The 22,136-nt window shown below is 70.9% G+C and carries 21 protein-coding genes; 17 read left to right on the forward strand and 4 right to left on the reverse strand.

From position 1 onward, the window contains the following. Positions 1–15: 15 nt before the first annotated feature. A complete protein-coding gene (locus Tfont_RS10455) occupies positions 16–1,440 on the reverse strand; it encodes an FAD-binding oxidoreductase (RefSeq protein WP_143969375.1) in 1,425 nt (474 codons plus the stop codon). A 90-nt stretch (positions 1,441–1,530) separates the two neighbouring features. On the opposite strand from Tfont_RS10455, the gene Tfont_RS10460 reads away from it, so the two are divergent. Next, positions 1,531–2,097, forward strand: coding sequence for a cob(I)yrinic acid a,c-diamide adenosyltransferase (locus Tfont_RS10460; RefSeq protein WP_068608072.1), 567 nt, complete (start codon positions 1,531–1,533; stop codon positions 2,095–2,097). Between the two features lie 158 nt (positions 2,098–2,255). Here the strand turns inward: Tfont_RS10460 and Tfont_RS10465 are convergent, their stop codons facing one another. After that, complete coding sequence (locus Tfont_RS10465) at positions 2,256–2,504, reverse strand: AbrB/MazE/SpoVT family DNA-binding domain-containing protein (protein ID WP_068608305.1); 249 nt, start codon at positions 2,502–2,504, stop codon at positions 2,256–2,258. Between the two features lie 261 nt (positions 2,505–2,765). Between Tfont_RS10465 and flhD the strand changes: the two genes are divergently transcribed. From flhD to pcaF, 16 genes are all read left to right on the forward strand, one after another. Then, complete coding sequence (gene flhD / locus Tfont_RS10470; RefSeq protein ID WP_068608075.1) at positions 2,766–3,119, forward strand: flagellar transcriptional regulator FlhD; 354 nt, start codon at positions 2,766–2,768, stop codon at positions 3,117–3,119. Between the two features lie 49 nt (positions 3,120–3,168). Beyond that, positions 3,169–3,729: a flagellar transcriptional regulator FlhC gene (gene flhC / locus Tfont_RS10475; RefSeq protein ID WP_143969377.1), complete on the forward strand. Its 561-nt coding sequence runs from the start codon at positions 3,169–3,171 to the stop codon at positions 3,727–3,729. A gap of 30 nt (positions 3,730–3,759) precedes the next feature. Next, a complete protein-coding gene (gene paaX, locus Tfont_RS10480) occupies positions 3,760–4,770 on the forward strand; it encodes a phenylacetic acid degradation operon negative regulatory protein PaaX (RefSeq protein ID WP_143969379.1) in 1,011 nt (336 codons plus the stop codon). A gap of 131 nt (positions 4,771–4,901) precedes the next feature. Continuing rightward, the gene (gene paaI, locus Tfont_RS10485) at positions 4,902–5,393 is read left to right on the forward strand and encodes a hydroxyphenylacetyl-CoA thioesterase PaaI (protein ID WP_143969380.1); all 492 of its coding nucleotides are present in this window, start codon (positions 4,902–4,904) and stop codon (positions 5,391–5,393) included. 44 nt (positions 5,394–5,437) lie between these two features. Next, positions 5,438–6,763 carry a phenylacetate--CoA ligase PaaK gene (gene paaK, locus Tfont_RS10490; protein WP_143969382.1) on the forward strand — a complete coding sequence of 442 codons (1,326 nt, stop codon included), beginning with the start codon at positions 5,438–5,440 and terminating at the stop codon, positions 6,761–6,763. 35 nt (positions 6,764–6,798) lie between these two features. Further along, a complete protein-coding gene (paaA, locus tag Tfont_RS10495; protein ID WP_143969383.1) occupies positions 6,799–7,806 on the forward strand; it encodes a 1,2-phenylacetyl-CoA epoxidase subunit PaaA in 1,008 nt (335 codons plus the stop codon). 46 nt (positions 7,807–7,852) lie between these two features. Continuing rightward, on the forward strand, positions 7,853–8,191 hold the full coding sequence (gene paaB / locus Tfont_RS10500; protein WP_143969384.1) for a 1,2-phenylacetyl-CoA epoxidase subunit PaaB: 339 nt from the start codon (positions 7,853–7,855) through the stop codon (positions 8,189–8,191). Beyond that, entirely contained in the window at positions 8,191–8,994 is an 804-nt protein-coding gene (gene paaC / locus Tfont_RS10505; RefSeq protein ID WP_143969385.1) for a 1,2-phenylacetyl-CoA epoxidase subunit PaaC, read from the forward strand. Before paaB ends, paaC begins: the two co-directional genes overlap by 1 nt. A gap of 14 nt (positions 8,995–9,008) precedes the next feature. Next, positions 9,009–9,554 carry a 1,2-phenylacetyl-CoA epoxidase subunit PaaD gene (gene paaD / locus Tfont_RS10510; RefSeq protein ID WP_143969387.1) on the forward strand — a complete coding sequence of 182 codons (546 nt, stop codon included), beginning with the start codon at positions 9,009–9,011 and terminating at the stop codon, positions 9,552–9,554. A 25-nt stretch (positions 9,555–9,579) separates the two neighbouring features. Next, positions 9,580–10,677 carry a 1,2-phenylacetyl-CoA epoxidase subunit PaaE gene (gene paaE, locus Tfont_RS10515; protein WP_143969388.1) on the forward strand — a complete coding sequence of 366 codons (1,098 nt, stop codon included), beginning with the start codon at positions 9,580–9,582 and terminating at the stop codon, positions 10,675–10,677. Positions 10,678–10,764: 87 nt separating this feature from the next. Further along, positions 10,765–11,913, forward strand: coding sequence for an ABC transporter substrate-binding protein (locus Tfont_RS10520; RefSeq protein WP_143969390.1), 1,149 nt, complete (start codon positions 10,765–10,767; stop codon positions 11,911–11,913). A 120-nt stretch (positions 11,914–12,033) separates the two neighbouring features. After that, on the forward strand, positions 12,034–13,059 hold the full coding sequence (locus Tfont_RS10525; protein ID WP_143969392.1) for a branched-chain amino acid ABC transporter permease: 1,026 nt from the start codon (positions 12,034–12,036) through the stop codon (positions 13,057–13,059). Further along, entirely contained in the window at positions 13,056–14,942 is a 1,887-nt protein-coding gene (locus Tfont_RS10530; protein WP_185974518.1) for a branched-chain amino acid ABC transporter ATP-binding protein/permease, read from the forward strand. The genes Tfont_RS10525 and Tfont_RS10530 overlap by 4 nt, the downstream gene beginning before the upstream one ends. Continuing rightward, positions 14,939–15,712, forward strand: a complete 774-nt coding sequence (locus Tfont_RS10535) for an ABC transporter ATP-binding protein (RefSeq protein WP_143969393.1) — start codon at positions 14,939–14,941, stop codon at positions 15,710–15,712. Before Tfont_RS10530 ends, Tfont_RS10535 begins: the two co-directional genes overlap by 4 nt. A gap of 83 nt (positions 15,713–15,795) precedes the next feature. Beyond that, a complete protein-coding gene (gene paaZ, locus Tfont_RS10540; protein ID WP_185974519.1) occupies positions 15,796–17,844 on the forward strand; it encodes a phenylacetic acid degradation bifunctional protein PaaZ in 2,049 nt (682 codons plus the stop codon). Positions 17,845–17,923: 79 nt separating this feature from the next. Then, on the forward strand, positions 17,924–19,126 hold the full coding sequence (gene pcaF, locus Tfont_RS10545; protein WP_143969395.1) for a 3-oxoadipyl-CoA thiolase: 1,203 nt from the start codon (positions 17,924–17,926) through the stop codon (positions 19,124–19,126). Positions 19,127–19,328: 202 nt separating this feature from the next. Here the strand turns inward: pcaF and Tfont_RS10550 are convergent, their stop codons facing one another. Both Tfont_RS10550 and rpoN read right to left on the reverse strand, forming a co-directional pair. After that, entirely contained in the window at positions 19,329–20,534 is a 1,206-nt protein-coding gene (locus Tfont_RS10550) for a THUMP domain-containing class I SAM-dependent RNA methyltransferase (RefSeq protein WP_143969396.1), read from the reverse strand. Between the two features lie 4 nt (positions 20,535–20,538). Then, positions 20,539–22,134 (reverse strand): RNA polymerase factor sigma-54, encoded by a 1,596-nt coding sequence (rpoN, locus tag Tfont_RS10555; protein WP_143969397.1) that lies wholly within the window; start codon positions 22,132–22,134, stop codon positions 20,539–20,541. Positions 22,135–22,136: the final 2 nt, after the last annotated feature.

Raw genomic sequence — 22,136 nt, forward strand, 5'->3', positions numbered from 1 at the left:
GCAAAGCGCGTGCGGTCAGCGCGCGACGATCTTGCCGGGGTTGAGGATGTCGTGCGGGTCCAGCGCCGCCTTGATCGCGCGCATCAGCGCCAGCGCGCCGTCGCCGGCCTCGGCCCGCAGGAAGTCCATCTTGTGCAGGCCGACGCCATGCTCGCCCGTGCAGGTGCCGCCGCTGGCCAGGGCGCGCTCGACCAGCGCCTGGTTCAGCCGCTCGGCGGCGGCGCGCTCGGCCATGTCGTCCGGGTCGATCAGATAGCCCATGTGGAAGTTGCCGTCCCCCACATGCCCGACCATGAAATAGGGGATGCCCGCCGCGTCCGCTTCGGCCACGGCGGCCAGCACATTGTCGGCCAGCCGGCTGATCGGCACACAGGCGTCGGTGGTGATGGCGCGGCAGCCCGGGCGGCTTTGCACGCCGGCAAAGTAGGCGTTGTGGCGCGCCGTCCACAGGCGCGTGCGCTCCTCGGGCGTGGTGGCCCACTCGAAGGCCTGGCCGCCGTGCTCGTCGGCGATGGCCTGCACCATCTCGGCCTGCTCCTGCACGCCGCTGGGCGAGCCGTGGAACTCCATCAGCAGCATGGGCTCCTCGCGCAGGCCCAGCTTGCTGTGGGCGTTGACGGCACGCACGGTGCGCGCATCCAGCAGCTCGCAGCGCGCGATGGGGATGCCCATCTGGATGACGGCGATGGTGGTGCGCACCGCCGCCTCCACGCTGGGGAAGGAGCAAATGGCGGCCGAAATCGCCTCCGGCAGCGGGTACAGGCGCACGGTGATTTCGGTCATCACGCCCAGCGTGCCTTCGCTGCCCACGAACAGGCGCGTCAGGTCGTAGCCGGCGCTGCTCTTGCGCGCGTGCGTGCCCGTGCGCAGCACCTCGCCGCCGGCGGTCACCACCTCCAGGGCCAGCACGTTCTCGCGCATGGTGCCGTAGCGCACGGCGTTGGTGCCGCTGGCGCGCGTGGCGGCCATGCCGCCGATGGAGGCATCCGCGCCCGGATCGATGGGGAAGAACAGGCCCAGGTGTTTGATGGCCTCGTTGAGCTGCTTGCGCGTCACCCCGGGCTGCACGGTGGCGATCAGGTCCTCCGGGCGCACGGCCAGCACCTGGTTCATGCGGCTGACGTCCAGGCTGATGCCGCCCTGCACGGCCAGCAGATGCCCCTCCAGCGACGAGCCGACGCCAAACGGAATCACCGGCACGCGCCACTGCGCGGCGATGCGCAGGGCATCGGCCACGTCGGCCGTCGATTCGGCAAACACCACCGCGGCCGGCGGCGGGATGTGGGTGTAGGCCGACTCGTCGCGGCCGTGCTGCTCGCGCACGGCCAGCGCCGTCGAGCAGCGCGCCTGAAACCGGGCCTGCAGGGCGGCCAGGGCGTCGGCCGGCAGCGGCCGCGGCTGCACGTCGGGCAGCAGGGGGGCGGACAAGGGGGCGTTCATGGGCTCTCCAGAGGCGGTCGGATGGCACCGGGCGGGTTTCCGATAATGCCGGGATTATCGGCTTGGACCGTGCACGAAGGGGCAACAACCATGGGCAATCGACTCACGCAAATCGCCACCCGCACCGGCGACGGGGGCACCACGGGGCTGGGCAACAATCAGCGCGTCAGCAAAAACAGCCTGCGCGTGCACGCCATGGGGGATGTGGACGAGCTCAACTCCCACATCGGCCTGCTGCTGTGCGAGGACATGCCGGCCGATGTGCGCGCGGTGCTGGTGGAGATCCAGCACCAGCTCTTCAACCTGGGCGGCGAGCTGAGCGTGCCGGGCTTCGAGCTGCTCAAGCCCGAGGCGGTGCTCGCCCTGGACGAGGCGCTGGAGCGCTACAACGCCCAACTGCCGCGGCTGCAGGAGTTCATCCTGCCCGCGGGGACCCGCGCCGCCGCGCAGGCGCATGTGTGCCGCACCGTCGCCCGCCGCGCCGAGCGCAGCGTGGTCGCCCTGGGGCAGGAGGAGGCCATCCACGACGCGCCGCGGCAGTACCTCAACCGCCTGAGCGACCTGATGTTCGTGTTGGCGCGGGTGCTCAACCGCATGCATGGGGGCGACGACGTGTACTGGAAGAGCGAGCGCATGCAGCGCGGGGAGCCGGGCTGACGGATCGTGCTCACGCCAGCAGAGCGACGTGCGGTCATTGAACGCCGCGGGTGACAGCACCAGAAACGGGTGCCGGATGCGTATTTCGCGCTCGGCCTACGGGTTGCAGTCGATCCAGATGACGTCCTGCCGCTGCGGCACCCAGCGGCGGGGCGTCGTCACCACCGCTCGGCCCCCAGCGGGGGCGCCGCCATCGCCTCGCCGCCGTGCCGCGCCGGGTCGTAGCGCGCCAGTCGCTCTTCCAGCGTTGGCTCCGCCGGCAACGGTTCGATGACCACCCGCCCCTGTTCCACCGCCACGCGCACGCGCTGGTCGACGTGCAGCCGCGCCGCCCGCGCCACCGCTGCCGGCAGCCGCACGCCCAGGCTGTGTCCCCAAGCCTTGATCGATAGCACCGCTTCCACCATGGCATGTTCCTGCAAAGTTACAGTGTCGAAACCATAGAGCCAATCCCCGGGGTGTCAAGCGCCCCATGCCCGTCGGCGGATGGGCGCGTGTCGGAATTTTTCCGACAAGGGGCCTGACGGAGGCCGACACGCCGAACAGACACCTTCCGATTCAAGCAAAGGTGGCCGGTTTTCACAATCCTTTTCAACGAACCGACGCTTTTCGGGCTGTGTTAAACCCCCTGGCCCGGGGCGCGCCAACCGACGAAAAGGAGTGCTGCCATGACCGCCACCGCCGCCCTGAACGAGACCGACCGCGAGCAACTGCTGGCTGAGATCCGCGAGGCCAATCTGACCTACCTGATGCTCGCGCAGCGCCTGATCCGCGCCGACAAGGCCGAGGCCACCTTCCGCCTGGGCTTGAGCGAGGAATCGGCTGATCTGCTCGCCGCCCTGTCGCCGGCGCAGATCGTCAAGCTGGCCAGCCACAACACGCTGCTGTGCCGCTTCCAGGCGGACGACGACATGGTCTGGAAGCTGCTGACCAGCAGCCACGCCCCCCAGCGCTCGGTGGGCGAGGCCGCACAGCGCCTGCACGCCAGCATCCTGATGGCCGGCCGCCTCGCCAACGTCTGACCGCCGCCCGCTCACGCCCTTGACCCCCTTGCCCGTCCGGAGTCCCGCCATGACCACCGCCGTCCGCAAGTCGCCCGCCCGCAGCATCGTCCACGAAAGCCGCGACATCGAGCGCGCCGTCGCCCTCATCGGTCTGGGCGCGCGCCTGCAGGTGCTGGAGAGCGAGACCAACCTGTCGTACGAGAAGCTGCTGCGGCTGTACAAGGAGGTCACCGGCCGCTCGCCGAGCAAGGGGCAGCTGCCGTTTTCCACGGACTGGTTTTTGGCCTGGCAGCCCAACATCCACGCCTCGCTGTTCGAGAACATCCGCCAGTCGCTGCTCAAGACCGTGGCGCTGGAGGACATCGACGCCATCATGAAGGCCTACCGCCTGTACGAGGAGCAGATGCAGGTCTGCGGCATCGAGCCGCTGCTGAGCTTCACCCGCGCCTGGCGGCTGAGCCGGTTCATGGACGCGGGCATGCTGGTGCGCACGCGCTGCACCTGCTGCGGCGGGCACTTCGTCGCCGACCCCTACGTCAACGCCCGCCACTATGTGTGCGGCCTGTGCAAGCCGCCGGCGCGTGCCGGCAAGGGCCGCGCCGAAGGGGCGCTGCGCGTCGACGCCTGACGCCCGCGGGCCGGCGCTACCATCGCGGGCATGTCCCGCTCCCGTTCCGCGGCGGCGCCGGCCGCGCCCGCTTTGCCCGTCCCCGATGCGCTGCAGGCGCGCATCGAGTCCTTCGCCCGCCTGGACCGCGTTCACGCGGGCTCGCTGATCATCTCGGTCTTTGGCGACGCGGTGCTGCCGCGCGGCGCGCGCTTGTGGCTGGGCAGCCTGATCCAATTGCTGGAGCCGCTGGGCATCAACGAGCGCCTGGTGCGCACGGCCGTCTACCGGCTGGTGCAGGACGGCTGGCTGGTCAACCAGGCCTGCGGCCGGCGCACCGACTACATGCTCACCGCCGCCGGGCGCGCCCGCTTCGAGGAAGCCTCGCGCCAGATCTATGCCGCGCGCGCCCCGCGCTGGGATCTGCACTGGCGGCTGTTGCTGGTCACGGGTGCGCTGTCGCCGCGCGACCGCGAGCGCCTGCGCCGGTCGCTGTTCTGGCAGGGCTATGGCGAGCTGCCGGGGGGCATCTTCGTCCACCCCAGTGCGGACGTGGGCGCGACCTTCGAGGCCTTGCAGGCCGACGGGCTGGGCGAACGCCGCGCCGACCTGTTGCCCCTGCGCGCCGAGCGCCTGCCGCTGCGCGGCACCGCCCCCGACCGCGACCTGGTGCGGCAGGCGTGGAATCTGGAGGCGCTGGCGGGCGACTATGCGGCCTTCGTGGCGCGGTATGCCCCGCTGGTGGCGGAGCTGGAGGCGCACGGCCCCCCCGCGCCCGCGCCGGCGTTTCTGGGGCGCACGCTGCTCATCCACGACTGGCGGCGCCTGCTGCTGCGCGACCCGCAGTTGCCCGAGGAACTGCTGCCGCGCGACTGGCCGGGCGAGCGCGCGCGCCACGTCTGCCGGCGCCTGTACCGGCTGCTGCTCGCCCCGGCCGAGCAGCACCTGGACGAGCGGCTGCACCTGGCCGACGGCCACGTGCCGGGCGCGGCCAACTGGCTGTGGCAGCGCTTCGAGCCCATGGATGACGAGTGCTCCCTGGGCACGCCGCGTCTGGCCTGAGGGCGTGACCCCACTGCGGTGAGCGCCGCAGGGTTTTGAGGGCCGCAGGGTTTCGGGTAAACCCTGATGCGCATCGGGCCGGCTTTCATTGATACTGAATCGCAAACGCGCATTACGATTTTTGTATCACGATGACCGCCGACGCCGCCCCTCCCCCCACCGACCCGCAGGCCCTGGCCGAAGCGGTCGGGGCCGCCATGTGGTCCCGCGACCACGCCACCCAGGCGCTGGGCATGCGCCTGGACGCCATCGCGCCGGGGCGGGCCGTGCTGTCCATGCCCGTGCGGCGCGACATGGTCAACGGCCACGCCATCTGCCACGGCGGCCTGATCTTCACGCTGGCCGACAGCGCCTTTGCCTACGCCTGCAACAGCTACAACCACAACACGGTGGCGTCGGCCTGCCACATCGACTTTCTGGCGCCGGCGCGCGAGGGCGACGTGCTGGAGGCCGAGGCCGTCGAACGCTCGCTGGCGGGCCGCACGGGGGTGTACGACATCACCGTGCGCGTGCGGGGCGGGCGCACCGTGGCCCTGTTCCGCGGCAAAAGCTACCGGCTCAGCGGCGAGGTGATCGCCGGGCTGGCCCAGGCGGCCGACGGTGCCGCATCCCGATCGCGCTGATGCGGCGCGGCCTTTTCCCGAGATTTCCCCCCCTGGAGACCCCGATGCCCGTCAAAGCCCCGCGCCCCGGCGATCTGGAGCCGATCGAGACCGCCAGCCGTGACGAGGTGGCGGCGCTGCAGCTCGAGCGCCTGAAGTGGAGCGTGCGCCACGCCTACGACAACGTGCCGCACTACCGCGCCAAGTTCGACTCCGCCGGGGTGCACCCGGACGACCTGAAGACGCTGGCGGACCTGGCCAAGTTTCCGTTCACCACCAAGGCCGACCTGCGCGACAACTACCCGTTCGGGATGTTTGCCGTGCCGCGCGAGCGCGTGGCGCGTGTGCATGCCTCGTCGGGCACCACGGGCAAGCCCACCGTGGTGGGCTACACCCAGCGCGACATCGACACCTGGGCCAATCTGGTGGCGCGCTCCATCCGCGCCGCCGGCGGCCGTGCCGGCGACATCGTGCACGTGGCCTACGGCTACGGGCTGTTCACCGGCGGGCTGGGCGCCCACTACGGCGCCGAGCGCCTGGGCTGCACCGTGATTCCGATGTCCGGCGGGCAAACCGAGCGTCAAGTCCAGCTCATCATGGACTTCAAGCCCGACATCATCATGGTCACGCCGTCGTACTCCCTGGTGATCGCCGAGGAGTTCGAGCGGCTGGGCATCGCGCCGGATCAGATTCCGCTGAAGGTCGGCATCTTTGGCGCCGAGCCGTGGGGCGAGGGCATGCGCGCCGAAATCGAGCGCAAGCTGGGGCTGGATGCGGTGGACATCTACGGCCTGTCCGAGGTGATGGGGCCGGGCGTGGCCAACGAGTGCATCGAGACAAAGGACGGCCCAGTGATCTGGGAGGACCACTTCTACCCCGAGATCATCGACCCCGACACCGGCGAAGTCCTGCCCGACGGCGAGGAGGGCGAGCTGGTCTTCACCTCGCTGTCCAAGGAGGCGATGCCCATCATCCGCTACCGCACGCGCGACCGCACGCGGCTGCTGCCGCCCACGTCGCGGGCCTTCCGCCGCATGGGCCGCATCACCGGCCGCACCGACGACATGCTGATCCTGCGCGGGGTCAACGTGTTTCCGACGCAGATCGAGGAGCAGATCCTGCGCGTCGCGCAGCTGTCGGGCAACTACCTGCTGGTGCTCACGCGCGACGGCCATCTGGATCAGCTGGAGGTGCGCTGCGAGCTGCAGCGCCACCTGAGCGGGCGCCTGTCCGACGCCGAGCGCGCCGCGATCGGCCGCGAGCTGCAGCACCGCATCAAGACCTTCATCGGCGTCAGCACCCGCGTCACGGTGCTGGACGCCGACGCGCTGCCGCGCACCCAGACCGGCAAGGCCAAGCGGGTGCAGGACGACCGCCCCCGCACCGCCTGACGCCACCGCCCCTTCCGAGCCACCGGAGACCCACCATGTACACCCAAGCGCTGAGCATCCCCGACCCCGCCGGCAAGGTCCAGCCGATCCAGCCGGACGAGCCGGCCGACAAGCTGGACGCCTTCCAGGCGCGCATCGACGCCGACGGCCGCATCGAGCCGCAGGACTGGATGCCCGAGGCCTACCGCAAGACCCTGGTGCGCCAGATCAGCCAGCACGCGCACAGCGAGGTGGTCGGCATGCTGCCGGAGGGCAACTGGATCACCCGCGCGCCCAGCCTCAAGCGCAAGGCCATCCTGCTGGCCAAGGTGCAGGACGAGGGCGGCCACGGCCTGTACCTGTACTCGGCGGCCGAGACGCTGGGCGTCAGCCGCGCCGAGCTGATCGAGCAGCTGCTCACGGGCCGCGCCAAGTACAGCTCCATCTTCAACTACCCGACGCTGAACTGGGCCGACGTCGGCGTCATCGGCTGGCTGGTGGACGGCGCGGCGATCATGAACCAGATCCCGCTGTGCCGCTGCAGCTACGGGCCGTACGCGCGCGCGATGATCCGCATCTGTAAGGAAGAAAGCTTCCACCAGCGCCAGGGCTACGAGCTGCTGCTGACCATGATGCGCGGCACCGAGGCGCAGCGCCGCATGGTGCAGGACGCCGTCGACCGCTGGTGGTGGAAGTGCCTGGCGATGTTCGGCCCGCCCGACAGCGCCAGCGTGCACAGCGAGCAGAGCATGCGCTGGGGCATCAAGCGCATCAGCAACGACGAGCTGCGCCAGAAGTTCGTCGACGCTACCGTGCCGCAGGCCGAGGTGCTGGGCGTGACGTTGCCCGACCCGAAGCTGAAGTGGAACCCCGAGCGCGGCCACTACGACTTCGGCGAGATCGACTGGGAAGAGTTCTGGCAGACCGTCAACGGCCACGGCCCCTGCAACAAGGAGCGCCTGGCCACCCGCGTCAAGGCGCACGAGGACGGTGCCTGGGTGCGCGAAGGCGCCCTGGCCCACGCCCGCAAGCGCCGCGAGCGCGATCTGAAGGCCGCCGCCTGAGCGCCGCCAGCCCGTCATCGACCCGAGCGACACAAGGAGTCCCCCGATGAGCCAATCCGTCACCCCCGCGGGCGCGGACGCGTCCGCCAAAGCCACCCCGGCCCTCAAAGACTGGCCGCTGTGGGAAGTCTTCGTGCGCAGCAAGCAAGGCCTGGAGCACAAGCACTGCGGCAGCCTGCACGCCGCCGACGCCGAGCACGCGCTGCAGATGGCGCGCGACATCTACACCCGCCGCCAGGAAGGCGTCAGCATCTGGGTCGTGCCCTCGGCGGCGATCGTCGCCAGCCGGCCCTCGGACAAGGGCGAGTTCTTCGAGCCCTCGGCCGACAAGATCTACCGCCACCCGACCTTCTACGAGATCCCCGAAGAAGTGGGGCACATGTGATGGACGCCGTGGCCACCGACACGACCGTGCTGGTCGACTATCTGCTGCACCTGGGCGACAACGCCCTGGTGCTGGGCCAACGCAACAGCCAGTGGTGCGGCGTCGGGCCGGTGCTGGAGGAGGATCTGGCGCTGGCCAACCAGACGCTGGACCTGATCGGCCAGGCCCGCCTGCTGTACCAGGAGGTCGCCCGCCTGCAGGGGGGCGATGTCACCGAGGACACGCTGGCCTACTTCCGCGACGCGCACCAGTTCCGCAACTACGTGCTGCTGGAGCTGCCGGCCAGCCTGGCGCGCGTCGGCTATGCGCAGGGCGACATGGACTGGGGCGTGACGCTGGCGCGCAACTTCCTGTACAGCGCGCTGATGGTGCCGCTGTGGGACGCGCTGCAGGGCAGCCGCCACGAGCCGCTGGCCGCGATAGCCGCCAAGTCGCTCAAGGAGGCGCGCTACCACCTGCGCCATGCCAGCGACTGGGTGGTGCGGCTGGGCGACGGCACCGACACCTCGCACGCGCGCATGCAAGCCGCCTTCGACCACCTGATGCCGTACACGCAGGAGTTCTGGACGGCAAGCGACTTCGAGCGCGCGGCGGTGGAGGCCGGCATCGGCGTGGACGTGGCCGGTCTGCGCGACGTCTGGCGCGCCACGGTCTCTGCCACCCTGCAAGAGGCCACGCTGCGCGTCCCGTCCGATCAGGGGTATGTGCCCCAGGGCAAGAACGGCCTGCACTCCGAGCACCTGAGCTACCTGCTCGGCGAGATGCAGTCGGTCGCGCGGGCCCACCCCGGCGCGGTTTGGTGAGTCCGGCCCCGGCCATGTCCACCGCCGCCGCCCTGCCCGTGACCGCCGAGTCGATTGCGCGCGTGCGCGCCGCCCTCGACGGCCTGACGGACCCGGAAATCCCCGTCGTCACCCTGGCGGAGATGGGCATCCTGCGCGATGTGCGCCCGGCCACCGACGATCCGGCGCTGGTCGAGGTGGTCATCACGCCCACCTACAGCGGCTGCCCGGCCATGGGGCAGATCGAGGACGACGTGCGCGCCACCCTGCAGCGGCTGGGCGTGCCGGTCCGCGTGACCACGCAGCTCGCCCCCGCCTGGACCACGGACTGGATGACCGAGGCGGCGCGCGACAAGCTGCGCGCCTACGGCATCGCCCCGCCGGGCCGCTGCAGCGCCGAGGGCACCGGCCCCGGCGAGCGCATCGTGCGCTTCGTGCCGCGCGCGCCCGAGCCGGTCGCCTGCCCGCGCTGCGGCTCCACCCACACCCGCGAGGTGTCGCACTTCGGCTCCACCGCCTGCAAAGCGCTGTGGCAGTGCCTGGACTGCCGCGAGCCGTTCGACCACTTCAAGCCCCATTGATCACCCACCGACCGTCGAGGGTTCCATGAGCGTTCCCCATTTCCACGAACTCACCGTCAAGCGCGTCAGCCCCGAGGCCGCCGGCTCCGTGGCCGTCACCTTCGACATCCCGGGCCCGCTGCGCGACACCTTCCGCTTCGAGCCCGGGCAGTACCTGACCCTGCGCACCCGCCTGGACGGGCAGGAGCTGCGCCGCAACTACTCCATCTGCAGCCCGCGCTCGCGCCTGGAGTGCCAGGGCGAGCTGGAGATCGGCATCCGGCCCGTCCAGGGCGGGCGCTTTTCCAACTGGGCGTCCACCGCGCTGCGGCCCGGCCAGCGGCTGGAGGTGATGCCGCCCGAAGGGCGCTTCACGGTCCAGCGCCCGCGCGCCCTGCACCGCGTGGGCTTTGCCGCCGGCTCGGGCATCACGCCCATCCTGTCCATCGCCGCCAGCACGCTCGAGGAGCAGCCCGAGTCCAAGTTCACCCTGGTCTACGGCAACCGGCGCACGGCGACCATCATGTTCAACGAGGCGCTGCAAGACCTCAAAGACCGCTACCCGGACCGCTTCACCATGATCCATGTGCTGTCGCGCCAGGCGCAGGAGGTGGACCTGCTGCAGGGCCGGCTGGACGAGGCCAAGGTGCGCGCCATCATGGACGCGCTGCTGCCGCCGGCCAGCATGGACGAGGTGTTCATCTGCGGGCCGGAGGCCATGATCCAGGCCACCGAGCAGGCGCTGCTGGCCGCGGGCGTGCCCGCTCAGCGCATCCGCACCGAGCGCTTCACCACCGGTGCCGCGCAGGCTGCCAAAGTACAGGCCGACGTCGATGCCGCGGGCGAGCGCCGGCCGGCGCAGGCCGCCGCCCAGGCCATCGTGGTGCTGGACGGCAAGCAGCACGAGGTGCCCATCGGCGCCGGCGAAGCGGTGCTGGATGCGGCGCTGGAGGCTGGGTTGGACCTGCCCTACTCCTGCAAGGGCGGGGTGTGCAGCACCTGCCGCGCCAAGGTGCTGGAAGGCCGCGTGACGATGGAGCGCAACTTTGGCCTGACCGACGACGAGGTGGCACGCGGCTTCGTGCTCACCTGCCAATCGCACCCGGTGACCGAGCGCCTGGTGCTGAGTTTCGACGAGCGTTGACATGCACGATAGTGCATGTTACAACGAGCAACCGCTGACAGGCCCGCACCGCCGGCCAATTTCCCCACCCACCCGAGGAGACTTTTCATGACCCTGCGCAAACGCTTGCTCGCTTTGGTCGCCGTCGCCGGCCTGACCGGCGCCGCCTGGGCCGACATCACGGTCGGCGTCACCGTCTCGGCCACCGGACCCGCGGCCTCGCTCGGCATCCCGGAGAAGAACACCATCGCCCTCATGCCCAAGACCATCGGCGGCGAGAAGGTCAACTACATCGTGCTCGACGACGCCAGCGACACCACCGCGGCCGTCACCAACACGCGCAAGCTGATCAGCGAAAACAAGGTCGACATCGTCATCGGCTCCACCACCACGCCCAACTCGCTGGCCATGATCGACGTCGTGGTCCAGGCACAGGTGCCCATGATCTCCATGGCCGCCTCGGCGCGCATCGTCGAGCCGGTGGATGCCAAGAAGCGCTGGGTGTTCAAGACGCCCCAGGACGACATCATGATGGCGCTGGCGATCGCCACCCACATGGCCGACAACGGGGTACGCAACGTCGCCTTCATCGGCTTTGCCGACGCCTACGGCGAGGGCTGGTTCCAGGAATTCACCAAGGCCGCTGGCCTGAAGCGGCTGCAGATCGTGGCCAACGAACGCTACAACCGCACCGACACCTCGGTCACCGGGCAGGTGCTCAAGATCGTCTCGGCACGCCCCGACGCGGTGCTGATCGCGGGCTCCGGCACGCCGGCGGCGCTGCCGCAAAAGACGCTGAAAGAGCGCGGCTACACCGGCAAGATCTACCAAACGCACGGTGTGGCCAACAACGACTTCCTGCGCGTGTGCGGGCGTGATTGCGAGGGCACCTTCCTGCCCGCCGGGCCGATGCTGGTGGCCGAGCAGCTACCCAACAACCACCCGGTGAAGAAATCCGCTCTGGCCTATGTACAAGCGTACGAGGCGGCACACGGCAAGGGGTCGGTGGCCACCTTCGGCGGCCACGCTTGGGATGCGGGCATGCTGCTGGCGGCCGCGGCGCCCGAGGCGCTGAAGAAGGCCAAGCCGGGCACCGTCGAATTTCGCGTCGCCCTGCGCGATGCGCTGGAAAACGTGAAGAACGTGGCGGGCGCGCATGGCATCTTCAACATGTCGCCCACCGACCACCTGGGACTGGACCAGCGCGCGCGCGTGATGGTCAAGATCGAAAACGGCACCTGGAAGTACGCGCCATGACACCGTGCACGCGGGTGAACTCCGCGTGCTGGTCGTGACTTCGGTTGCTGGCAGCGCCGCCGACGTGGCGGCGTGCCGGTTCCTCACCCGGCGGCCGTCGGCGCCGCCCAAGGGTTTCGCATGGATGGGCAAATCGCACTGTTTCTGGCGCAGGATGGCCTGATCAACGGCGCCATCTACGCGCTGATGGCGCTGGCGCTGGTGTTGGTGTTCTCGGTGACGCGCGTGATCTTCGTGCCGCAAGGCGAGCTGGTGGCGTACGGTGCGCTGACCATGGCCGTGCTGCAAGCCGGGGGCGTGCCGGCTACGCTGTGGCTGCTGTTGGCGCTGGCGGTGGCGACGTTGGCGCTGGAAGGCTGGCGCCAGCTGCGCGGCGGCCTGGTCGATTGGTGGTCGACCGCGCTGTGGTGCGTGGCCGCGCCCGCGCTGGCCGCGTTGGCCGTGTGGTGGCAGCCGCAAGACCTGCTGGCGCAGGCGCTGGTGGTGGTGCTGGTGGTCACGCCGCTGGGGCCGCTGATCTACCGGCTGGCGTTTCGCCCGTTGTCGCACGCCACCGTGCTGGTGCTGCTGATCGTCTCGGTGGCGCTGCACGGCGTGCTGATGGGGCTGGGCCTGTGGTTCTTTGGTGCCGAGGGCGCGCGCACCCCGCCGTTTTCCGAGGCGCGCTTCGACTGGGGCGGGTTGCCGGTGAGCGGCCAGTCGCTGGTGGTGCTGGCGGCCACCGGGGTACTGGTGCTGGCCATGTTCGCCTTTTTCGAGCGCACCGTGCTGGGCAAGGCGCTGCGCGCCACCGCCATCAACCGTGTCGGTGCGCGGCTGATGGGCATCCCCACCGAGCTCTCCGGCGACGTCAGTTTTGCACTGGCGGCGTTCATCGGCGCCGTCTGCGGCCTGCTGATCGCGCCCATCACCACAATCTACTATGACACGGGCTTTCTGATCGGCCTCAAAGGCTTCGTGGCCGCCATCATCGGCGGGCTGTCCAGCTACCCGGTGGCGCTGCTGGGCGCGCTGCTGGTGGGGCAGCTGGAGGCGTTTGCGTCCTTCTGGGCCAGTGCCTTCAAGGAGGTGCTGGTGTTTACGTTGATCATCCCCGTGCTGCTGTGGCGCTCGCTGCGCAGCCACCACGTGGAGGACGAGGAATGAGTGAGCCGATGCGCAACGCGGCTGCGGCGGCCAACACCAGCGCGCCGCCGACGCGCGCGCGCCTGACGCACCGGCAGTTGACGCTGGCGGCGGTGGCGCTGCTGGCCCTGGCCTGGGGGTGGCTGCCGGACTTCACGGTGACGCTGCTCAACTACATTGGGTTGCATGCGCTGGTGGCGCTGGGGCTGGTGCTGATGACCGGCATCGGCGGTATGACCTCATTTGGGCAGGCGGCGTTCGTGGGGCTGGGTGCCTATGCCACGGCCTGGGTGTGTACCGCGCCCGAGGTCGCCGCCGCGCTGCAGGGCCTGCCCCCGGCGCTGCTGCCTTGGGCGGGGTTGGTGTTGGGCCTGGCCATCACCTTTTTGGTGGCGTGGGGGCTGGGCGCGGTCACGCTGCGCCTGGGCGGGCATTACCTGCCGCTGGCTACCATCGCCTGGGGCTTGAGCCTGTACTTTTTGTTCGGCAACCTGTCGTTCCTGGGCGGCCACACTGGCCTGACCGGCGTGCCGCCGCTGTCGCTGCTGGGCTGGACGCTGTCCGACCCGCGCGCGCTCGGCCTGCTCATCTGGGCTGTGCTGTTGCTGGCACTGTGGGCGCTGCACAACCTGCTCGACTCGCGCCAGGGCCGTGCCATCCGTGCCCTGAAAAGCGGCCGCGTGATGGCGGAGTCGATGGGGGTAGATACGGCACAGCAGCGCACCCGCGTGTTCGTGCTGGCCGCGCTGCTGGCGGCGCTGTCGGGCTGGCTGTACGCACACCTGCAGCGTTTCGTCAACCCCACGCCGTTCAACATCAACATCGGCATCGAATACCTGTTCATGGCGGTGGTGGGGGGGGCGGGCCACCTGTGGGGGGCGGTGCTGGGCGCGACCCTGATCGCGCTGCTGAAGGAGCAGCTGCAGGACTGGCTGCCCAAGCTGTTCGGCATGAGCGGCAACTTCGAGATCATCGTCTTTGGCCTGCTGATGATGTGGGTGCTGCAGCGCTACGCCGATGGGCTGTGGCCGACGCTGGCAGGCTGGGCGCGCCGCGCCGGGGTGGTGTCGACGCCGCGCACGCTGCCGGCACCCGCGCCCCTGCCGCAGCGCCCGCTGCCGCCACCCGGCACCGTGCTGCTCGAGGCGCGCGACGTCACCAAGCGCTTTGGCGGTCTGGTGGCCAATGCCCAGGTGTCGCTGCAGGTGCGCGCTGGCGAGGTGCATGCGCTTATCGGTCCCAATGGCGCCGGCAAGAGCACCTTTTTCAATATGGTCTCGGGCGTGGACGACCCCACCGAGGGCGAGGTGCGACTGTTGGGCGAGCCCATGACCGGCCGCCCGGCGCGCGACTTTGCCGCGCGCGGCCTGGGCCGTACCTTCCAGCACGTGCGACTGCTTGCGCAACGCAGCGTGCTGGACAACGTGATGCTGGGCGCGCACCTGCGTGGGCGCGGGGGCTGGCTGGCCAGCATGCTGCGCCTGGAGCGCCACGAGGAAGCGGCGCTGCAGGCCGACGCCCTGCGCCAAATCGAGCGCTGCGGCCTGGTCGAGCACGCCCACAGCCCGGCGGGCGCGCTGGCGCTGGGGCAGCAGCGCATCGTCGAGATTGCCCGTGCGCTGGCCGCACATCCGGCGCTGCTGCTGCTCGATGAGCCGGCGGCAGGCCTGCGCCACCGCGAAAAGCAGGCGCTCGCGGCGCTGCTCGACCAGCTGCGCCGCGAGGGGCTGGGCATCCTGATCGTGGAGCACGACATGGAATTCGTGATGAACCTGGCCGACCGCATCACGGTGCTGGACTTCGGCACCGTGATCGCGCACGGCACGCCGGCCGAAGTGCAACGCGACCCGCGCGTGCTACAGGCCTACCTGGGTGACGATCTGGGCTCGGGAGGTGCCGCATGAGCGCCGCGGTCCCACTGCTGCAACTGCGCGGCTTCAGCGTCGCCTACGGTGCGGTGGAGGCGCTGCACCAGGTCGATCTGGACGTGCACGAAGGCGAAATCGTCACCGTCATCGGCCCCAATGGCGCGGGCAAGACCACGCTGCTCAACGCCGCGATGGGTCTGCTGCCCTCGCGCGGTACGCTGGCGGTGGCGGGCGAGGTGGTGCCCCGGCCGAGCGTGGAGCGCATGGTGGCACGCCAGGTGGCCCTGGTGCCCGAAAAGCGCGAGCTGTTTGGCGAGATGTCGGTGGAGGACAACCTGCTGCTGGGCGGCTTTGCGCGCTGGCGGCGTGGCGACCGCACGCAGCGCGAGCGCATGGAGGAGGTGTACGCCATCTTCCCGCGCCTGCGCGAGCGCCGCACGCAGATGGCGGCCACCTTGTCCGGCGGCGAGCGCCAGATGCTGGCGATCGGCCGCGCGCTGATGGCCAAGCCGCGCCTGCTGATGCTGGACGAGCCGTCGCTGGGCCTGGCGCCGCTGATCGTGCGCGAGGTGCTGCAGACCGTGGCGCGGCTGCGAGAGGTCGGCGTGTCGGTGCTGCTGATCGAGCAAAACGCGCGCGCCGCGCTGCAGATCGCCGACCGCGGCTACGTGTTGGAGATGGGTGCCATTGCGTTGCACGGATCGGCCGAAGATCTGCTGCACGACCGCCGCATCATCGACACCTACCTGGGGCTGGGCGGCCACCGGGCTGCCGAGCCGGCTACCCCGTCCACCGCCGCCGCCTGACGTCCGGCCCGCTGCCCCCGTGCCGGGCCCGGTGTGGCGCGCTGCCCCGAATCTTTCTGTTTTCGAGTGAGAGCACGATCCCGATGAACGACATTCCCGCCCTGCAGAGCTACATCGCCGGCCGCTGGTTTGGCCAGACCCCTGCGCAGACGCTGCGCAGTGCCGTCAACGGACGCCCGGTGGCGGCCACGCACGCCGAGCCGATCGACTTTGCCGAGGCGCTGGCGCACGCGCGCCGGGCGCAGGCGGCGCTGCTGCGGCTGGACTTCCAACAGCGCGCCGCGCGCCTGAAGGCGCTGGCCAAGTACTTGATGGAGCGCAAGGAGGCGCTGTACGCCGTCTCCGCCCACACCGGCGCCACGCGCCAGGACGGCTGGATCGACATCGAGGGCGGCATCGGCACGCTGTTCGCCTACGCCAGCCTCGGCAGCAACGAACTGCCGAGCGGCAACCTGCTGCACGAGGGGCCGGTGGTGCCGCTCGGCAAGCAGGGGCACTTTGCCGGTACGCACATCCTGGTGCCGCGCGCGGGCGTCGCGGTGCACATCAACGCCTTCAACTTCCCCGTCTGGGGGCTGCTGGAGAAGTTCGCGCCGACCTTCCTGGCCGGCCTGCCGTGCATCGGCAAGCCCGCCACCGCCACCAGCTACCTGACCGAGGCGCTGGTGCGCCTGATCGTCGAGAGCAACCTGCTGCCCGATGGCAGCCTGCAGCTCGTCATCGGCGGCACCGGCGACCTGCTGGACCGGCTGGAGGGGCAGGACGTGGTCACCTTCACCGGCAGCGCCGACACCGCGGCCAAGCTGCGCGCGCACCCCAACCTCGTGCGCCAGTCGATCCCGTTCAACGCCGAGGCCGACTCACTCAACAGCGCCATCCTCGCCCCCGACGTCACGCCGGACGACGAGGAGTTCGACCTCTACGTCAAGGAGGTGGTGCGCGAGATGACCGTCAAGGCCGGCCAGAAGTGCACCGCGATCCGCCGCGCGATGGTGCCGCGCCGCCACCTGGACGCGGTGGCCGAGCGGCTGCGCGCGCGGCTGGCCAAGGTGGTGGTGGGTGACCCGGCGCTGGAGGGCGTGCGGATGGGGGCGCTCGCCTCGCACGCGCAGCAGCGCGACGTGGCCGAGCGCGTGGCGCTGCTGCGCGCCGGCGCCGAGGTGGTGTGGGACGGCGGGCCGGACTTCGCGCCGCTGGGCGACGGCACCGCGCAAGGGGCGTTCTGCGCGCCGACGCTGCTGCTGGCGCGCGACCCGCACGGCCACGCCGCCGTGCACGAGGTGGAGGCGTTCGGCCCGGTCAGCACCCTGCTGCCGTACGACGACCTGGACGAGGCGCTGGCCCTGGCCGCGCGCGGGCGCGGCAGCCTGGTGGCCACGCTCGTGACGCGCGACCCGCAGGTGGCCGCGCGCGCGATTCCGGTGGCGGCCGCGTGGCACGGCCGGCTGCTGGTGCTGGACCGCGAGGCGGCGGCCGAATCCACCGGCCACGGCTCGCCGTTGCCGCCGCTGAAGCACGGCGGCCCGGGCCGCGCCGGTGGCGGCGAGGAGCTGGGCGGCCTGCGCGCCGTCAAGCACTACCTGCAGCGCGCCGCGGTGCAGGGTTCGCCGACCATGCTGACGGCCGTCACCGGCGAATACGTGCGCGGCGGCGCGCGCCTCGAGACCGAGGTGCACCCGTTCCGCCGCCACTTCGAGGATCTGCGCATCGGCGAGAGCCTGCTGACGCACCGCCGCACCGTCACCGAGGCCGACATCGTCGCCTTCGGCGGCATCTCCGGCGACTACTTCTACATGCACTTCGACGAGATCGCCGCCAAGGACTCGCCCTTCGGCCGTCGCATCGCGCACGGCTACTTCGTGCTGTCGGCGGCGGCGGGCCTGTTCGTGTCGCCCGCGCCGGGGCCGGTGCTGGCCAACTACGGGCTGGAGACGCTGCGCTTCGTCAAGCCGGTGGCCATCGGCGACACCATTCAGGCGCGCCTGACCTGCAAGCGCAAGATCGACCGCGCCAAGACCGACGCCCAGGGCCGCGGCCAGGGCGTGGTGGCGTGGGACGTGGAGGTCACCAACCAGCACGGCGAGCTGGTGGCCAGCTACGAGATCCTGACGCTGGTGGCCAAGCGCGCCTGAGCCTCTTCTACTGCGGGCGTGCGCCAAGAGGCGCGCCCCGCCCCGTTTCCCTCCCCGAACCCCTCTCCGGACCCTCGCCATGACCCACGCCTTCATCTGCGACGCCATCCGCACCCCCATCGGCCGCTACGGCGGCGCCCTGTCCAGCGTGCGCACTGACGACCTGGCCGCCAAGCCGATCGAGGCGCTGATGGCGCGCCACCCGCACGCGGACTGGGGCGCGCTGGACGACGTGATCCTCGGCTGCGCCAACCAGGCTGGCGAGGACAACCGCAACGTCGCGCGCATGGCCGCGCTGCTCGCCGGGCTGCCGGTGGAGGTGCCCGGCGCCACCGTCAACCGGCTGTGCGGCTCCGGGCTGGATGCGGTCGGCAGCGCCGCGCGCGCCATCCGCGCCGGCGAGGCCGAGCTGATGATCGCCGGCGGCGTCGAGAGCATGAGCCGTGCGCCGTTCGTGATGCCGAAGGCCGAAACGGCGTTCGCCCGCACCAACGCGGTCTATGACACGACGATCGGCTGGCGCTTCGTCAACCCGCGCATGCAGGCGCTGCACGGCACCGACTCGATGCCGGAGACGGCGGAGAACGTCGCCGCGGAGTTCGGCATCGCGCGCGAGGACCAGGACCGCTTTGCGCTGGCGTCGCAGCGCAAAGCGCTGGCGGCGCAACAGGCCGGCGTGCTGGCGCAGGAGATCGTGCCGGTGACGATCCCTTCCCGCAAGGGCGAGCCGACCGTGGTGGCGCACGACGAGCACCCGCGCGAGACGACGCTGGAGGCGCTGGCCAAGCTCAAGGGCGTGGTGCGGCTCGACGGCACCGTCACCGCCGGCAACGCCAGCGGCGTCAACGACGGCGCCTGCGCGCTGATCGTGGCCAGCGAAGCCGCCGCGGCGCGCCACGGCCTGACCCCGCGCGCGCGCGTGGTCGGCATGGCGGTGGCGGGCGTGCCGCCGCGCATCATGGGCATCGGCCCGGCGCCGGCCACGCGCAAGGTGCTGGCGCGCGCGGGCCTTGCGCTCGAGCAGATGGACGTGATCGAGTTGAACGAGGCGTTCGCCGCCCAGGCGCTGGCGGTGCTGCGGCTGCTGGGCCTGCCGGACGACGACGCGCGCGTCAACCCCAACGGCGGCGCGATTGCGCTCGGCCATCCGCTCGGCGCCAGCGGCGCGCGGCTGGTGACGACCGCCGTCAACCAGCTGCACCGCAGCGGCGGGCGCTACGCGCTGTGCACGATGTGCATCGGCGTCGGGCAGGGCATCGCGCTGGTGCTGGAGCGGGTCTGAGCGGCGGGGCGCGGCGCCCGCAAAAAAAGAACCCCGACCTAAAGGGCCGGGGTTGCAAGCCTTTTGCTGTCACACACAAAGGCACCCGCTCAGGGAGGAAAAGCGGGGAGCCGCGCGAACGGCTCAAGACGAAATTTACCACAAGCTGACAGCGAATCCAACACAAAGTCGTAAAAAAGCCACTCGAAAGCCGACGGGTGGACTAACTATCACTGTTGTCATTTCTGGTTTGGAGCTCGAAGCGCAGCAGCCGGCATTCGATGGGGCCGTTGAAGAGCGGCACGCGCCGGCTGGCCTGCAGCCGTAGGCGGCGGGGCAGGTCCCGGTCGGGGGTCAGCACCCAGGCGGTCCAGCCGCCAAAATGCGTTTTCCAATGGGCGGCCAGCCGCTCGTAGAACACGTCGGCACCCAGCCCGCCCGCGACCCCCGCGGCCTCGATGCGTTCGCCATACGGCGGGTTGAGCAGCAGCACCCCGGGGCGGGCCGTGGGTGGCAGGCGCTGCAGAGCGTCGCCCCCGCGGAACTCCACCGCCGCCCCGACGCCGGCGCGCTCGGCGTTGCGGCGCGCAAAATCGACCATGCGAAACGCCACATCGCTGCCGTAGGCCAGCGGCGGATGACCGGCGGGCCAGGGGCGCTCGTGTGCGCGCGCCTGCTCGCGCAGCGCCGCCCAGCGGGCGGCATCGTGGGGCAGCAGCCGCTCGAACGCAAAGCGCCGTTGCCGCCCCGGGGCCTGCCGCAGCGCGATCTGCGCGGCCTCGATGACCAGCGTGCCGCTGCCGCAACAGGGGTCGAACAGCGGCACCGGCTCGCCGTTGGCGTCGGCGCCGGTCCAGCCGGTGGCGGCAATCATGGCCGCGGCCAGCGTTTCCTTGAGGGGGGCGTCGCCTTTGTCGGTGCGCCAGCCGCGTTTGAACAACGGCTCGCCGCTGGTGTCCAGCGCCAGGGTCAGCCGATCGGCGGTCAGGTGGGCGTACAGACGCACATCCGGGTGCGCGGTGTCCACGCTGGGCCGCGCACCGCAGCGCGCGCGCAGCCGGTCGCAGACGGCGTCCTTGACGCGCAAGGCGGCGAAGTTGAGGCTGCGCAGCGGGCTGCGCTGGGCGGTCACCTCGACTTTGATGGTGCGCGCGGGGGTGAACCACGCCTCCCACGGCACGTCGGAAGCGGCGGCGTACAGGTCGTCCTCGTGGCGGTAGGGGCCCTCCCACAGGCGCACCAGCACGCGCTGGGCGATGCGGCTGTGCAGGTTGAGGCGCAGCACCGTGTCCCAGTCGCCGCGCAGGCCGACGCCCGTGCGGCCCACGTGCAGGGCGTCGGTGGCCTGGCCGGTCAAGCGGGCGACCTCGTCGGCCAAGAACGGAGCGCTGCCGCCGGCGCAGGGCAGAAACAGATCGAATACGGGCATGGGGTTACAGGGTTTTGCGCAGGCTGGCGGTGGGGATGCGCAGGGCCTCGCGGTATTTGGCGACGGTGCGCCGCGCGCACTCGATGCCCTGCTCCTTGAGCAAATCCGCGAGCTGGCTGTCGCTCAGCGGCTTGCGCGGATCCTCGGCGGCGATCATTTGCTTGATGAGGGCACGCACGGCCGTGCTGGACGCGTTGCCGCCGGCGTCCGTGCCCAGGCTGGAGCCGAAAAAGTACTTCAGCTCGAAGGTGCCAAATGGGGTGGCCATGTACTTGGCCGTGGTGACGCGGCTGATGGTGGACTCGTGCAGGCCGAGTTCGTCGGCAATGTCGCGCAGCACCAGCGGCCGCATGCCCACCTCGCCGTGCAGGAAGAAGCTGCGCTGCCGCTCGACGATGGCGCGTGCCACGCGCAAGATGGTGTCGAAGCGCTGCTGCAGGTTTTTGATGAACCAGCGGGCCTCCTGCAGCCGCTGTTGCAGGTCGCCGCCGCGCAGGCCCCGCAAGGCCTGCGCATACAGGTCCGACACGCGCAGCCGTGGCAGCACGGCGGGGTTGAGCTGCACGTCGAACTGCGCCCCCTGCACGGTGACGATGACGTCGGGCACGATGATTTGTCGCTCCGCGTCGGCGAAGCGCCGGCCGGGCTTGGGCTCCAGGCGGGTCAGCAGCGCCAATCCCGCGCGCAGGGCCGCGTCGTCCAAGCCCGTCGCCTGGGCCAGCCGACGCATGTCGCGCCGGGCGATCCATTCGATGGGCTGCTCGCACAGGGCCAGCGCGGCGCGCGCCTCGGGCGTGTTGGGCTGCTCCAGGATCTGCAGGCGCAGGCATTCGGCCAGATGGCGCGCGCCCACGCCTGCGGGTTCCATCGCCTGCAACCAGCCGAGCGCGCGCCGCATCAGCGAGGCGACTTCCTCCTGCCGTGCTTCGCCGGCCGTCGGGTCGGCCGCCTGCACATGCCGCCACAGCGCCGCCGTCAGGTCCTCGAGCGAGTCGCTCAGGTAGCCGTCGTCGTCCAGCGACTCGATCAAAAAATACAGCGCCGCGCGCTCGTCGTCGTCCAGATGCAGGGCGAGGGCCTGCCGGTGCAGGTGGTCTTGCAGGCGCTCGGTGCTGCGCGCCAGCTCGGCGGCGCTGCCGTGTTCCTCGTCCGCCTGGCGGCCATCCCGATCGACCCCCGGTCCGTCCCACGACCAGTCGGTGTCGTCCGGGACGAAGGCGTCGTCGGCGCCCCCGGTGCCCGCATCCGCGTCCGCCGGCGTGGGCCAGTCGTCGGGCGCCGCGGGGGTGGCGCTCTCCAGCAACGCCACCGTGTCGGGCACGGCCGGCTCGTCGCCGCCGTGGGCGGGGGTGGTCAGGGCCGGATCGTCCGCCCCATCTTCGGTGTCGCCATCCGCCCCGGCCTGCGCCGCCCGCTCCCCCGCACCGTCGGTCGTCGCGTCCTCGTCGTCCGCGCGCTCGAGAAAGGGGTTGTCGGCCAGCATCTGCTCGACTTCCTGCGCCATCTCCAGGGTGGAGAGCTGCAGCAGCCGGATCGACTGCTGCAACTGGGGCGTCAGGGTCAGGTGCTGCGAGACGCGCAGCGCGAGGCCGGGCTTCATGC

The organism is Tepidimonas fonticaldi, assembly GCF_007556755.1.
GTDB classification, from domain to species: Bacteria; Pseudomonadota; Gammaproteobacteria; order Burkholderiales; family Burkholderiaceae_C; genus Tepidimonas; species Tepidimonas fonticaldi.